Genomic DNA, 13,060 nt, shown 5'->3' on the forward strand with positions numbered 1-13,060 from the left:
CTACCCAGTTCCAGCCCATGTCGAAAACGCCACACGAGGCGCCCGCACTCACCGCTCACGAGGATCACCCCGGCTGGCGAGCCTATCTGAACACGCACATGCTGATCTGCGTGTTCCTGGGCTTCACGTCGGGGCTGCCCCTGTTCACGCTCGTCTACCTCGTGCAGGCATGGCTGCGCTCCGAGGGCGTGAACCTGAAGGAAATCGGCCTGTTCGCGCTGATCCAGTTCCCGTATACGTGGAAGTTCCTGTGGGCGCCGCTGATGGACCGCTACATCCCGCGCCTGCCCGGCTGGCGGCCAGGCCGCCGGCGCGGCTGGCTGCTGCTCACGCAGTTGCTGGTCGCGGGTGCGATCGCCGCGCTCGGCTTCGTGTCGCCGCGCGACTCGATCTGGACGGTCGCCGCGCTCACGACGCTCGTCGCATTCTTCGGCGCGAGCGCCGACATCGTGATCGACGCGTACCGCCGCGAGCTGCTGCGCGACACCGAGCAGGGCCTCGGCAACGCGGTGCACGTGAACGCGTACAAGCTCGCCGCGCTGATCCCCGGCTCGCTGGCGCTGATCCTGTCGGATCATCTGCCGTGGGATGCCGTGTTCGCGATCACCGGCGCGTTCATGCTGCCGGGCATCCTGATGACGCTCGTCGTGCGCGAGCCCGAAGTGGTCGGCGCGCCACCGCGCAACCTGCGCGACGCGATCGTGCTGCCGTTCCGCGAATTCATCCAGCGCGACGGCTGGGCCGGCGCGCTGCTCGTCATCGCGTTCATCTTCCTGTTCAAGATCGGCGACACGATGGCCACCACGCTGTCGACGTCGTTCTTCCTCGACATCGGCTTCACGCGCACCGAGATCGGCATCGTCGCGAAAACCACCGCACTGGTCGCGAGCGTCGCCGGCGGCATCATTGGCGGCGTCTGGCTCGTGAAGATCGGCATCGGCCGCGGGCTGTGGATCTTCGGCGCGCTGCAGATGGTGTCGACGCTCGGCTTCGCGTGGCTCGCGCAGCTCGGCCCGGGCTCGCCGGTGCTCGCGATGCTCTACGACTTCACCGTGTCGACGAGCCACGCGATCGCGTCCGTGCTGTCGGTGTTCGGCATCGCCGTCACGCCGCAATTCAGCCCGATGACGGTCGCGCTCGCGATCGTCTATGGCTTCGAAACCTTCACGACCGGCCTGACGATGGCCGCGTTCGTCGCGTATATCGCGAGCACGACCGACCCGCGCTATACGGCCACGCAGTTCGCGCTGTTCACGAGCCTCGCGTCGGTGCCGCGCACGCTCGCGTCGGCCGCGAGCGGCTTCGTCGTCGCGAAGATCGGCTGGTACGACTATTTCATCGTGTGTACCGCGCTCGCGATTCCCGGCATGCTGCTGCTGTTCAGGATCGCGCCGTGGAACGGTACCGCGCGCAACGGCGAGGCGAGCCGTGCGCGGTAACCGCCCGCATCGGCTCGCACACGCGGCGGTGGCGTTGAGCGTCGGCGCCGCCGCGCTGGCCGCCACGGTCGCGCACGCGACCGACACCGGCGCGACCGCGGCCGGCTCCGCGCCGGCCGCCGCGCAAGCCGCGCCGCCCGCCGCTGCAACCTCCGCCGCGCCCGTCCCGCCGTCCGCCGAAGGCGCGCAGCCGACCGGCGCCGCGGCGCCGGCGAAGGCCTATACGCCGACGCCGCCGCAAGTCCGCTACGGCAACGCGATCGCGTTCCGCACGCTGATCCCGTCGCCGCTGCTCGAACAGCTCACCGCGAACGAATACGCGCAGATCGTACAGACGGCCGCCGACAGCAACCGGCTGCTGCCCGCGAACCAGCCGCGCGTGAAGCGCCTGCGCGCGATCGTTGCGAAGCTCGCGCCGTATTCGGTGAAGTGGAACGACCGCGTGAAAAGCTGGGCGTGGGACGTGAACGCGATCCGCTCGCGCGACATCCGCCTGACCTGCCTGCCGGGCGGCAAGGTGCTCGTGTACGGCGGCATGCTCGACCGCGTGCGCCTGAACGACGACGAGTTCGGCGTGCTGCTCGCGCACGGCATCGCGCACGCGCTGCGCGAACACGCGCGCAGCAACTTCAGCGTGGCCTCGCAGACGTCGCTGCGTGCGGCCGCGCTGCCGCCGCTGTTCGGCGTCGGCGATCCGCTGCCGCAGGCGCTGAACCTCGGCGAGCGCCTGCAGTCGCTCCACTACGATCCGACCGACGAGACCGAGGCAGACGTGATCGGCGGCGACATCGCCGCACGCGCGGGCTTCGATCCGCGCGCGGCGATCACGCTATGGGACAAGCTCGCGGTCGCGACGCGCGCGAACAAGGCGTCGGGCTTCATCTACACGCACCCGTACAGCACCGCGCGCCGCCAGGATCTGCTGAACCGGCTGCCGGACCTGATGCCGCTCTATGCGAAAGCGACGGGCAAACGCGTGGAATCGCTGCCCGACTACGCAGGCATCAGCGCGCAGCGGCGCAAGATCGTGCGGCGCTGAGCCGCCGCGCGACGCCGGCCACTACGCGTCCGCGTCAGCCATTGCCGGGCGCACGCCGCTGTCACGCATCCAGCGCACTTCGTCCCCTGGGCTGCGGCCGAACAGCCGCTTGAACTCGCGGCTGAACTGCGACGCACTCGCATAGCCGACCCGCGCGGCCGCCGCGCCGGCGCCCACGCCGTCGCGCACCATCATCAGCCTCGCCTGGTGCAGCCGCGCGGTCTTCACGTACTGCATCGGCGACGTGGCCGTCACGTGCTTGAACTGCGCGTGGAACACCGCGAGGCTCATCCCGGCCTCGCGGGCGAGCGTCTCGACGTCGAGATCGGCCCTCAGCTCCGCATGGATGCGCCGCAACGCCTTCGCGATGCGGCCGAAATGATGCTGCTGCACGAGCGCCGCACGCATCGCGTCGCCCTGTTCGCCGGTCAGCACGCGATACGCGATCTCGCGCATGATCGCCGGCCCCAGCACGCGCGTATCGTGCGGCGACGCGAGCGCTTCGAGGAGGCGCACGACCGCGTCGGCCAGCGGCGCATCGAGCGGCGTCGAATAGACGCCGAGCGGCTCGCTGACGGCCGCGCCGAGCGTCTCGTCGAGCAGGATCGCAAGCTCGGCGATCACCGCGAGATCGACGCGGATCGAGATCGCGAGAAACGGCTCGTCCTGGCTCGCGAACGTCTCGCACTCGAACGGCAGCGGCACCGACAGCACCAGATACTGCTGCGCGTCGTACACGAACGAGCGGTCGCCGAGATAGCCGAGCTTGCGGCCCTGGCACACGACGATGATGCTCGGCTCGTACAGCACGGGCATGCGCGGCGCGGGACGGCTCACGCGAAAGAAGCGCACGCCGTCGAGCGCCGCGAGCGTGTCGCCCTCGTTCGGCGCGAGGCGCGTGTGCAGCTCGATCATGCGGCGCTGCACGTGGTCGCCCGAGTCGGCAAAAAGGGGCTGGAAGCTCATCTGCGTGGTCCTGTCCGGCAAGAGAATCTGGCTCGCAATTTAGCACCTTGGACGCGTTTTGACGGGCGTTCGCGCGCAATTCGAGAGGAATAGGCAAACCTTCAAGACCTTCATGTATTTCGCCGCGGCGCCGCGCTCCTTACGATGAGGTCCTGTCTCGCCGCATCGCCACAGGGTGCGGCGGCAGTCTGTTTCACCGGACGTTTTCCGGACAAGGAGCCCATTGCATGAGCACAACCTATGCCTACGCGGCGACCGATGCGCAGTCGCCGCTCGCCCCGTTCGAATTCCAGCGTCGCGCGCTGCGCGACCTCGACGTCCAGATCGACGTTCTCTACTGCGGCGTCTGCCACTCGGACCTTCATCAGGCGCGCAACGAATGGCGCAACACGATCTACCCGGTCGTGCCGGGCCATGAAATCGTCGGCCGCGTGACGGCGACCGGCCCGCAGGTGTCGCGCTTCAAGGTCGGCGAGCTGGTCGGCGTCGGCTGCCTCGTCGATTCGTGCCGCACCTGCGCGAGCTGCGAAGAAGGCCTCGAGCAGTATTGCGAAAACGGCTTCGTCGGCACCTACAACGGCCAGGATCGCGTGACGGGCGACATCACGTACGGCGGCTATTCGACGCAGCTCGTCGTCGACGAGGCGTTCGTGCTGCGCGTACCGGACACGCTGGATCCGGCCGGCGCCGCGCCGCTCCTGTGCGCGGGAATCACGACCTACTCGCCGCTGCGGCAATGGAACGTCGGCCCCGGCAAGAAGGTCGGCATCGTCGGGCTCGGCGGCCTCGGCCACATGGGCGTGAAGCTGGCGCGCGCGATGGGCGCGCACGTCGTGCTGTTCACGACGTCGCCGTCGAAGATCGAGGACGGCAAGCGGCTCGGCGCGCATGAAGTGGTGATCTCGAAGGACGAAGCGCAGATGAACGCGCACCTGAACAGCTTCGACTTCATCCTGAACACGGTCGCCGCGCAGCACGACCTGAACCCGTTCCTGCACCTGCTGAAGCGCGACGGCACGATGACGCTCGTCGGCGCGCCGGAGCACGATCATCCGTCGCCGCAGGTGTTCAACCTGATCTTCAAGCGCCGCCGCCTCGCGGGCTCGCTGATCGGCGGGATCGCGGAAACGCAGGAAATGCTCGATTTCTGCGCGGAGCACGGGATCACGTCCGATATCGAAACGATTCCGATGCAGCAGATCAACGCCGCTTACGAACGGATGCTGAAGAGCGACGTGAAGTACCGGTTCGTGGTGGATATGGCGTCGCTCAAGCAGTAAGCGCCGCCCCAAACGAAACGGGCCGCATGTTCGACATGCGGCCCGTTTTGCATTTGGCGGCTACGCGCACCACGTAGCGCCGACCATCACTTCTGGTAGTCGTAGTCGATCGTCAGCGGCGCGTGATCGCTGAACTTGATGTCCTTGAAGATCGACGTGCTTTTCGCGGTACCGGCCACACCCGGCGTCGCGATCTGGTAATCGATCCGCCACCCGACGTTCTTCGCGTATGCCTGGCCGCGGTTGCTCCACCACGTGTACTGCTCCGGGCGCGGATCGAGCGTGCGGAACACGTCGACGTAGCCGACGTCGTCGAACAGCTTCGTGAGCCACTCGCGCTCTTCCGGCAGGCAGCCGGAGTTCTTCTGGTTGCTCTTCCAGTTCTTGATGTCGATTTCCTTGTGGACGATGTTCACGTCGCCGCACAGGATCACCTCGCGCTTCTTCTTCAGCGCGGCGAGGTGCGGCATGAATTCGGCCATGAAGCGGTACTTTGCCTGCTGGCGCTCTTCGCCGCTCGAGCCGGACGGCACGTACACCGACACGACCGACAGCTTGCCGTAGCGCGCCTCGACGTAGCGCCCTTCGGGATCGAATTCGCTGCTGCCGAAGCCGATGATCACGTCGTCGGGCTCGCGGCGGCTGTACACGCCCGCACCGCTGTAGCCCTTCTTCTCCGCGTGGTGGAAATAGCTCTTGAAGCCGTGCGGCTCGACGAATTCGGCCGGCAGGTCGTCGGCCGACACCTTGATTTCCTGCACGCACACGCAATCGGCGTTCTGTTCGCCGAGCCAGTCGAAGAAGCCCTTCTTCGCGGCGGAGCGGATGCCGTTCAGGTTGGCGGTAATCACTCGCATCATGTCGGGTTCCGTTCAGTTCGATGTTTTTACAGGGGGGCAGCTTAGCGGATCTTCACGCCTTCGAGCTCGGGCTTCGCCGGCGGGAATTCCAGCTTCATGTCGGTCATCGTGCGCAGCAGCAGCTCGGCGATCATCACGTTGCGGTGCGTCTTCGAATTCGCCGGGATCACGTACCACGGCGCATGCTCGGCCGACGTCGCGGCGAGCGCGTCGCGGTACGCGGACTGGTACGCGTCCCAGTGCTTGCGCGCGTCGAGATCGGAGATGTCGAATTTCCAGTGCTTGGTCGGGTCGTCGATGCGCGCCTGCAGCCGCGCGCGCTGCTCGTCCTTCGAAATGTGCAGGAAGCACTTGACGATGGTCGTGCCGTTCTCGTACAGCATCGTCTCGAAATCGCGGATCTGCCGGTAGCGGCGCTCGCATTCCTTGTCGTCGATCGCACCGAGCACGCGGGGCACCAGCACGTCCTCGTAGTGGCTGCGGTTGAAGATCGCGAGTTCACCCGCCGCCGGCACCTGCGCATGCACGCGCCACAGGAAGTCGTGCGCGGCCTCGATCGGCGTCGGCGCCTTGAACGGCACGATGCGCAGGCCGAGCGGATCGACCTCGCGAAACACCGCACGCACGGTGCCGTCCTTGCCGCTGGTATCCATCCCCTGCAGCACGAGCAGCACGCGCTTCTTCTGCTGCGTGTGCAGGCGCTCCTGCTGGACGTCGAGTTCGGTCGATACGGCCGACAGGCGCTCGCGGTCGGCCTCCTTCGAGCCGGACGAAAACGGCTTCGCGGCCGGGTCGAACGCGTCGAGCTTGAATGCGGCGGCTTCCTTGTCGCGCGTGCTGTACGGCACGCGGAAATCGTCGAGCGACGGTTGTTTCGGCATTCGTTCCTCCGTTGGACGGTGCGATGCATACGATAACGCATCCACCAAACGCGACGGGCCGCCCCGAACTGGTTCGGAGCGGCCCGTCGTCAAGCGCGGTTCAGGCGCGCACGCATGCTCAGCCGAGCTTCTTCTTCAGCAGTTCGTTGACCTGCTGCGGATTGGCCTTGCCCTTGGTCGCCTTCATCGCCTGGCCGATCAGCGCGTTGAACGCCTTTTCCTTGCCCGCGCGGAATTCCTCGACCGACTTCGCGTTCGCCGCGAGCACTTCGTCGATGATCGCTTCCAGCGCGCCGGTGTCGGAGATCTGCTTCAGGCCCTTCGCGTCGATGATGCGGTCGGCCGCGCCTTCGTCGGTCGCCTTCTCGTCCCAGATCGTCGCGAAGATTTCCTTCGCGATCTTGTTCGAGATCGTGCCGTCGGCGATGCGCTGCAGCAACAGCGCGAGCTGCGCGGCCGACACCGGAATCGCGTCGATCTCGATGCCGTCGCGGTTCAGTTGCGACGACACGTCGCCCATCAGCCAGTTCGCGACGATCTTCGCGTTCGCCGCGCCGGCCTTCGCGACCACCGACTCGAAGTACGCGGCCATCGCCTTGCTCGACGTCAGCACGCCTGCGTCGTACGCGGACACGCCGTACTCGTCGACGAAGCGCTGCTGCATCGCGGCCGGCAGTTCGGGCATGCCCGACTGCACGCGCTCGATCCAGTCCTGGCCGATCACGAGCGGCATCAGGTCGGGATCGGGGAAGTAGCGGTAGTCGTGCGCGTCTTCCTTGCTGCGCATCGAACGCGTCTCGCGCTTGTCCGGATCGTACAGGCGCGTTTCCTGCACGACTTCGCCGCCGTCCTCGATCAGCTCGATCTGGCGGCGCACTTCGTAGTTGATCGCTTCCTCGAGGAACCGGAACGAGTTCAGGTTCTTGATTTCCGCGCGCGTACCGAACTTCTCCTGGCCGACCGGGCGCACCGACACGTTCGCGTCGCAGCGGAACGAGCCTTCCTGCATGTTGCCGTCGCAGATGCCGAGCCACACGACGAGCGCATGGAGGGCCTTCGCATAGGCCACGGCCTCGGCCGCGCTGCGCATTTCCGGCTCGGTGACGATCTCGAGCAGCGGCGTGCCCGCGCGGTTCAGGTCGATCCCGGTCATCCCGGCGAAGTCTTCATGCAGCGACTTGCCCGCGTCTTCCTCGAGATGCGCGCGGGTCAGGTTGACGGTCTTCTCGTACGCGGCCTTGCCGGCCTTTTCGTTGGCCGGCACCTGGATCGTGATCTGGCCGCCCTGCACGACCGGAATCTCGTACTGGCTGATCTGATAGCCCTTCGGCAGATCAGGATAGAAATAATTCTTGCGCGCGAAGATGCTGCGCGGCGCGATGGTCGAGCCGATCGCGAGGCCGAAGCGGATCGCGCGCTCGACCGCGCCGCGGTTCAGCACCGGCAGCACGCCCGGCAGCGCCAGGTCGACCGGGCATGCCTGCGTGTTCGGCTCGGCGCCGAACTGCGTCGAGGCGCCCGAGAAAATCTTCGAGACGGTCGACAGTTGCGCGTGCGTCTCGAGACCGATAACGACTTCCCATTGAGTCATGCTTACACCCCCGCCGGAACTTGCTTGTGCCAATCGGTCGCGCGCTGGAACGCGTCGGCGACCTGCAGCATCCGGGCTTCGTTGAAATAGTTGCCGATGATCTGCAGGCCGACCGGGCGCTTCGCGTTCGCGCCCGCGCCGAAGCCGCACGGCACGCTCATGCCGGGCAGGCCCGCGAGGCTCACCGACAGCGTGTAGATATCCGCGAGATACATCTGCACCGGATCGTCGCCCTTCGCGCCGAGATCCCATGCGACCGTCGGCGACGCCGGGCCCATGATCACGTCGCAGGACTTGAACGCTTCCTGGAAATCGTTCGCGATGATGCGGCGGATCTTCTGCGCCTGCAGGTAGTACGCGTCGTAGTAACCGTGCGACAGCACGTACGTGCCGACCAGGATCCGGCGCTTCACTTCGGGCCCGAAGCCCTCGGCGCGCGACTTCTTGTACATGTCGAGCAGGTCGCCGTACTGCGCGGCGCGGTGGCCGAAGCGCACGCCGTCGAAACGCGACAGGTTCGACGACGCTTCCGCCGGCGCGATCACGTAGTACACGGGGATCGACAGCTCCGTCTTCGGCAGCGACACCGGCACGAGCGTCGCGCCGAGCGCTTCATATTGCTTGAGCGCCGCGTCGATCGCCGCGCGCACGTCGTCGGCGAGGCCCGCGCCGAAATACTCGTTCGGCAAGCCGATGCGCAGGCCCGCGAGCGGCTTGCCCGCGTCGTTGCCGGGCGCCCACGGCTGGCCGAGGTGGCGCGTGAAATCTTCATCGTCGCGCTCGAGGCTCGTCGAGTCGCGCTCGTCGAAGCCGGCCATCGCGTTCAGCAGCAGCGCGCAGTCGGACGCGCTTTGCGCCATCGGGCCGCCCTGGTCGAGCGACGACGCGAACGCGATCATCCCGTAGCGCGACACGCGGCCGTAGGTCGGCTTGATGCCCGTCACGCCCGCGAACGACGCGGGCTGGCGGATCGAGCCGCCGGTGTCGGTGCCGGTCGCGGCCGGCGCGAGGCGCGCGGCGACGGCGGCCGAGCTGCCGCCCGAGCTGCCGCCCGGCACCGCGTTCGTGTCCCACGGGTTCTTCACCGCGCCGAACGCCGAATTCTCGTTCGACGAGCCCATCGCGAACTCGTCCATGTTGGTCTTGCCGAGCGTGACCATGCCGGCCGCCTGCAGGCGGGCGACGACGGTCGCGTCGAACGGGCTCTCGTAGTTCGCGAGCATCTTCGAGCCGGCGGTCGAGCGCCAGCCGCGCGTGACGAAGACATCCTTGTGCGCGATCGGCAGGCCGGTCAGCGCGCCGCCCGCGCCGCGCGCGAGTTCGGCGTCGGCGGCTTTCGCCTGCGCGAGGGTGAGGTCGGCGTCGACGTGGACGAACGCGTTCAGGTCGCGCGCGGCGTCGATCCGTTTCAGATAGTGCTGCGCGAGCTCGACGGCCGAGCATTCCTTGGCGGCGAGCGCGGCGCGCAGTTCGGTCAGGCTTTTTGCGTGCATTGAGTGGTTTTCCTGGGAATTCTGGGTCGCGCGCGGCGCTGGACGGCCGGCGCGCTTGTCATCGAACGCTTACTCGATCACCTTCGGCACGAGATAGAGGCCGTCCTGGACGGCCGGCGCCGGACGCTGGTTGTCGTCGCGAACGACGACTTCCGTCACGGCGTCGTCGCGCAGGCGCTGCGCGACTTCCTGGATCTGTTCGATCGGGTGGGCGAGCGGCGCGATGCCGGCGGTGTCGACCGCCTGCATCTGCTCGACGAGGCCGAAGAATTCATTGAGCTGGCCGAGCATGTGCTCGGCGTCGGCGTCGGCCATTTCGAGTCGCGCCAGGTGCGCGATGCGTTTCACATCGGTCAGGGTCAGGGCCATGCGATCACCGGAAAAACAAGACTGCGCAGTGCGTCGACGGCAGCACTGCGGCGGGGGGTTGGAGGGTGCGATCCCACCCTCAAAAATCGGGGCCGAAGCGGCAAAAATACCGCCCGTTTCGATTCAAATACCGTGAAATTATAAGGTATCATTACGCGTTCGACCCAAACCCGGCAGCCTTTTCCCGCACCGTTTCGCCTTGTTTCGGCAAGCCGTGCGTGCTTCGTGCGATCCCCGGTAGACATCACTCGCAGCTTCGTGCGCCGCGGCGGCCGCTTCCGCCACGCTTCCCGAGGCTGTTATTTTTTCCGCTGCCGCCCTCAGCGCTCGCTATGCAGGGCCGGCCCAGAGCGAAACAGGATTCTGAATGTTCGGTTTTTTGCGCAGCTACTTCTCCAACGATCTCGCGATCGACCTCGGCACCGCAAACACCCTGATCTACATGCGCGGCAAGGGCATCGTCCTCGATGAGCCGTCCGTCGTGTCGATTCGCCAGGAAGGCGGCCCCAACGGCAAGAAGACGATCCAGGCGGTCGGCAAGGAAGCCAAGCAGATGCTCGGCAAGGTGCCGGGCAACATCGAGGCGATCCGCCCGATGAAGGACGGCGTGATCGCCGACTTCACCGTCACCGAGCAGATGATCAAGCAGTTCATCAAGACGGCCCACGAATCGCGCATGTTTTCGCCGTCGCCGCGCATCATCATCTGCGTGCCGTGCGGCTCGACCCAGGTCGAGCGCCGCGCGATCAAGGAAGCCGCGCACGGCGCCGGCGCATCGCAGGTCTACCTGATCGAGGAGCCGATGGCGGCCGCGATCGGCGCGGGCCTGCCGGTGTCCGAAGCCACCGGCTCGATGGTCGTCGACATCGGCGGCGGCACGACCGAAGTCGGCGTGATCTCGCTCGGCGGGATCGTCTACAAAGGCTCGGTGCGCGTCGGCGGCGACAAGTTCGACGAGGCGATCGTCAACTACATCCGCCGCAACTACGGGATGCTGATCGGCGAGCAGACGGCCGAGGCGATCAAGAAGGAAATCGGCTCCGCGTTCCCGGGCTCCGAAGTCAAGGAAATGGAAGTGAAGGGCCGCAACCTGTCGGAAGGCATCCCGCGCAGCTTCACGATCTCCAGCAACGAAATCCTCGAAGCGCTGACCGATCCGCTGAACCAGATCGTGTCGTCGGTGAAGATCGCGCTCGAACAGACGCCGCCGGAACTCGGCGCCGACATCGCCGAACGCGGGATGATGCTGACGGGCGGCGGCGCGCTGCTGCGCGACCTCGATCGCCTGCTCGCGGAAGAAACCGGCCTGCCGGTGCTCGTCGCCGAAGATCCGCTCACCTGCGTCGTACGCGGTTCGGGCATGGCGCTCGAGCGCATGGACAAGCTGGGCAGCATCTTCTCGTACGAGTGATCGCCTAAGCAGTCCCGTTTGATATGACGCACCCGCGGCGTGGCCGGATCGCTCGTTCAGAACGAACCGCCGCGCCGTTTGCGCGTCTGAGCATTATTTAACCGATCACACGCGCCCGGCGCCGACCATGGAATACAGTCCGCCGCCCCTCTTCAAGCAAGGTCCGCCCGCGCTCGCGCGGCTCATCTTCTTCGTCGCCCTCGCCATCGCGCTCCTCGTGTCGGACGCGCGCTTCAGCACGCTCGAAATCGTGCGCGGCGTGCTCGGCACCGTGCTCTATCCGCTGCAACGCGCGGCGCTCGTGCCGCGCGACCTGTTCATGGGCGCGGCCGACATCGCCGTCACCGGCGCGTCGCTGCGCCACGAGAACGACGACCTCCGCAAACGCAACCTGCAGCTGTCCACGCAGGCCAACCAGGCCGCGGTGCTTGCGCAGGAGAACGTCCATCTGCGCGCTGTGCTCGAGCTGCGCCAGCACATCGCGACGAAATCGACGCCGGTCGAGATCCAGTACGACACGAGCGATCCGTTCACGCAGAAGATCGTGGTCGGCCAAGGCTCGCAGCAAGGCATCCAGGACGGCTCGCCCGTCGTCAGCGAGGACGGCGTGATCGGTCAGGTCACGCGCGTGTTCCCGCTGCAATCCGAAGTCACGCTGGTCACCGACCGCGATCTCGCGATTCCCGTGCAGGTGCTGCGCACCGGCCTGCGCAGCGTGATCTACGGCACGCCGAAGGGCGACTCGCTCGACCTGCGCTTCGTGCCGACGAGCGCGGATCTCGTCGCCGGCGACGAGCTCGTCACGAGCGGCCTCGACGGCGTCTATCCGCCCGGCCTGCCGGTCGCGAAGGTCGTGCGCGTCGACAAGCTGGCCGATACCGCGTTCGCCCGCGTGACCTGCGCACCGGTCGCGGCCGTGCGCGGCGCGCGCCAGATGCTCGTGCTGCATTACCGCAACGACATCCCGCCGCGCCCGGCCGAGCCCGATCCCGCGACCGAGAAGAACGCGAAGGGCAAGAAGGGCGCGAAAGCCGCCGCGAAGGGCGAGAAAGCGGAGAAAACCGACAAGGCCGACGCGAACGCGAAGCCGGCCGCCGCGGCCCAGCCCGGCGCGAAGCCGGCGCCCGCTGCGCCTGCCGCGCCGGTCCAACCGGCCGCCGCGCCCGCGAAGCCCGCCGCCGGGCAATCAGGAGCGCAGCGATGAACCGCCCGCAATACATCCTGCAGCCGGTCAATCCGTACTTCATCGTCTTCAGCCTGGCCGCCGCGTTTCTGCTGAACCTGATGCCGTGGGGCCGCCTGCCCGGCGTGCCCGACTTCGTCGCGCTCGTGCTGCTGTTCTGGAACATCCACCAGCCGCGCAAGGTCGGGATGGGCGTCGCGTTCGCGCTCGGCATCCTGATGGACGTGCACGACGCGGGGCTGCTCGGCGAGCACGCGCTCGCCTATACGCTGCTGTCGTACGGCGCGATCACGATCCACCGCCGCGTGCTGTGGATGCCGATCGGCGTGCAGGTGCTGTACGTCACGCCGCTGCTGGTCGCCGCGCAGCTCGTGCCGTTCGTGATCCGCCTGCTGATGGGCGCCGCGTTCCCCGGCTGGCGCTATCTGGTCGACGGTTTCGTCGAAGCCGCGCTGTGGCCGATCGCGAGCCACCTGCTGCTGATGCCGCAACGCCGCCCGGTCGACCCGGACGATACGCGCCCGATCTGAGCCGGACCGACCTTGAAT

The 13,060-nt window shown here is 67.1% G+C and carries 12 protein-coding genes; 6 read left to right on the forward strand and 6 right to left on the reverse strand.

Annotated features, from left to right (window positions below):
- Positions 1-17: 17 nt before the first annotated feature.
- Both A9Z05_RS11640 and A9Z05_RS11645 read left to right on the forward strand, forming a co-directional pair.
- A complete protein-coding gene (locus A9Z05_RS11640) occupies positions 18-1,439 on the forward strand; it encodes an AmpG family muropeptide MFS transporter (RefSeq protein ID WP_069618216.1) in 1,422 nt (473 codons plus the stop codon).
- Positions 1,429-2,478 (forward strand): M48 family metallopeptidase, encoded by a 1,050-nt coding sequence (locus tag A9Z05_RS11645; protein WP_069618217.1) that lies wholly within the window; start codon positions 1,429-1,431, stop codon positions 2,476-2,478. Before A9Z05_RS11640 ends, A9Z05_RS11645 begins: the two co-directional genes overlap by 11 nt.
- A gap of 21 nt (positions 2,479-2,499) precedes the next feature.
- On the opposite strand, the gene A9Z05_RS11650 is transcribed toward A9Z05_RS11645, so the two are convergent.
- The gene (locus tag A9Z05_RS11650; protein ID WP_069618218.1) at positions 2,500-3,444 is read right to left on the reverse strand and encodes an AraC family transcriptional regulator; all 945 of its coding nucleotides are present in this window, start codon (positions 3,442-3,444) and stop codon (positions 2,500-2,502) included.
- A gap of 227 nt (positions 3,445-3,671) precedes the next feature.
- On the opposite strand from A9Z05_RS11650, the gene A9Z05_RS11655 reads away from it, so the two are divergent.
- Complete coding sequence (locus tag A9Z05_RS11655) at positions 3,672-4,724, forward strand: NAD(P)-dependent alcohol dehydrogenase (RefSeq protein ID WP_069618219.1); 1,053 nt, start codon at positions 3,672-3,674, stop codon at positions 4,722-4,724.
- A gap of 86 nt (positions 4,725-4,810) precedes the next feature.
- Here A9Z05_RS11655 and A9Z05_RS11660 read toward each other — a convergent pair whose 3' ends face one another.
- The 5 genes from A9Z05_RS11660 to gatC form a co-directional block, all read right to left on the reverse strand.
- Positions 4,811-5,584 (reverse strand): exodeoxyribonuclease III, encoded by a 774-nt coding sequence (locus tag A9Z05_RS11660; protein WP_069618220.1) that lies wholly within the window; start codon positions 5,582-5,584, stop codon positions 4,811-4,813.
- Between the two features lie 41 nt (positions 5,585-5,625).
- Positions 5,626-6,465: a polyphosphate kinase 2 family protein gene (locus tag A9Z05_RS11665; protein WP_069618221.1), complete on the reverse strand. Its 840-nt coding sequence runs from the start codon at positions 6,463-6,465 to the stop codon at positions 5,626-5,628.
- Positions 6,466-6,583: 118 nt separating this feature from the next.
- On the reverse strand, positions 6,584-8,056 hold the full coding sequence (gene gatB / locus A9Z05_RS11670) for an Asp-tRNA(Asn)/Glu-tRNA(Gln) amidotransferase subunit GatB (RefSeq protein ID WP_069618222.1): 1,473 nt from the start codon (positions 8,054-8,056) through the stop codon (positions 6,584-6,586).
- Positions 8,057-8,058: 2 nt separating this feature from the next.
- Entirely contained in the window at positions 8,059-9,549 is a 1,491-nt protein-coding gene (gatA, locus tag A9Z05_RS11675) for an Asp-tRNA(Asn)/Glu-tRNA(Gln) amidotransferase subunit GatA (protein ID WP_069618223.1), read from the reverse strand.
- Between the two features lie 69 nt (positions 9,550-9,618).
- A complete protein-coding gene (gene gatC / locus A9Z05_RS11680) occupies positions 9,619-9,918 on the reverse strand; it encodes an Asp-tRNA(Asn)/Glu-tRNA(Gln) amidotransferase subunit GatC (protein WP_069618224.1) in 300 nt (99 codons plus the stop codon).
- A gap of 367 nt (positions 9,919-10,285) precedes the next feature.
- Here gatC and A9Z05_RS11685 point away from each other — a divergent pair, with 367 nt between their 5' ends.
- The 3 genes from A9Z05_RS11685 (at position 10,286) to mreD (ending at position 13,042) form a co-directional block, all read left to right on the forward strand.
- Positions 10,286-11,329, forward strand: coding sequence for a rod shape-determining protein (locus A9Z05_RS11685; protein WP_004189550.1), 1,044 nt, complete (start codon positions 10,286-10,288; stop codon positions 11,327-11,329).
- Positions 11,330-11,456: 127 nt separating this feature from the next.
- Positions 11,457-12,533: a rod shape-determining protein MreC gene (gene mreC / locus A9Z05_RS11690; protein WP_069618225.1), complete on the forward strand. Its 1,077-nt coding sequence runs from the start codon at positions 11,457-11,459 to the stop codon at positions 12,531-12,533.
- A complete protein-coding gene (gene mreD, locus A9Z05_RS11695; RefSeq protein WP_006477476.1) occupies positions 12,530-13,042 on the forward strand; it encodes a rod shape-determining protein MreD in 513 nt (170 codons plus the stop codon). Before mreC ends, mreD begins: the two co-directional genes overlap by 4 nt.
- Positions 13,043-13,060 lie beyond the last annotated feature (18 nt).

Source organism: Burkholderia sp. A2 (genome assembly GCF_001729305.1).
In the GTDB taxonomy this organism is placed as follows: Bacteria; Pseudomonadota; Gammaproteobacteria; order Burkholderiales; family Burkholderiaceae; genus Burkholderia; species Burkholderia sola.

What these genes read in the sequence shown, in the direction of transcription:
- A9Z05_RS11660 (WP_069618220.1), bottom strand. Translation starts at nt 5,584, where the DNA reads ATGATGCGAGTGATTACCGCCAACCTGAACGGCATCCGCTCCGCCGCG.
- A9Z05_RS11665 (WP_069618221.1), bottom strand. Translation starts at nt 6,465, where the DNA reads ATGCCGAAACAACCGTCGCTCGACGATTTCCGCGTGCCGTACAGCACG.
- mreC (WP_069618225.1), top strand. Translation starts at nt 11,457, where the DNA reads ATGGAATACAGTCCGCCGCCCCTCTTCAAGCAAGGTCCGCCCGCGCTC.
- A9Z05_RS11640 (WP_069618216.1), top strand. Translation starts at nt 18, where the DNA reads ATGTCGAAAACGCCACACGAGGCGCCCGCACTCACCGCTCACGAGGAT.
- A9Z05_RS11650 (WP_069618218.1), bottom strand. Translation starts at nt 3,444, where the DNA reads ATGAGCTTCCAGCCCCTTTTTGCCGACTCGGGCGACCACGTGCAGCGC.
- gatA (WP_069618223.1), bottom strand. Translation starts at nt 9,549, where the DNA reads ATGCACGCAAAAAGCCTGACCGAACTGCGCGCCGCGCTCGCCGCCAAG.
- mreD (WP_006477476.1), top strand. Translation starts at nt 12,530, where the DNA reads ATGAACCGCCCGCAATACATCCTGCAGCCGGTCAATCCGTACTTCATC.
- gatB (WP_069618222.1), bottom strand. Translation starts at nt 8,056, where the DNA reads ATGACTCAATGGGAAGTCGTTATCGGTCTCGAGACGCACGCGCAACTG.
- gatC (WP_069618224.1), bottom strand. Translation starts at nt 9,918, where the DNA reads ATGGCCCTGACCCTGACCGATGTGAAACGCATCGCGCACCTGGCGCGA.
- A9Z05_RS11655 (WP_069618219.1), top strand. Translation starts at nt 3,672, where the DNA reads ATGAGCACAACCTATGCCTACGCGGCGACCGATGCGCAGTCGCCGCTC.
- A9Z05_RS11685 (WP_004189550.1), top strand. Translation starts at nt 10,286, where the DNA reads ATGTTCGGTTTTTTGCGCAGCTACTTCTCCAACGATCTCGCGATCGAC.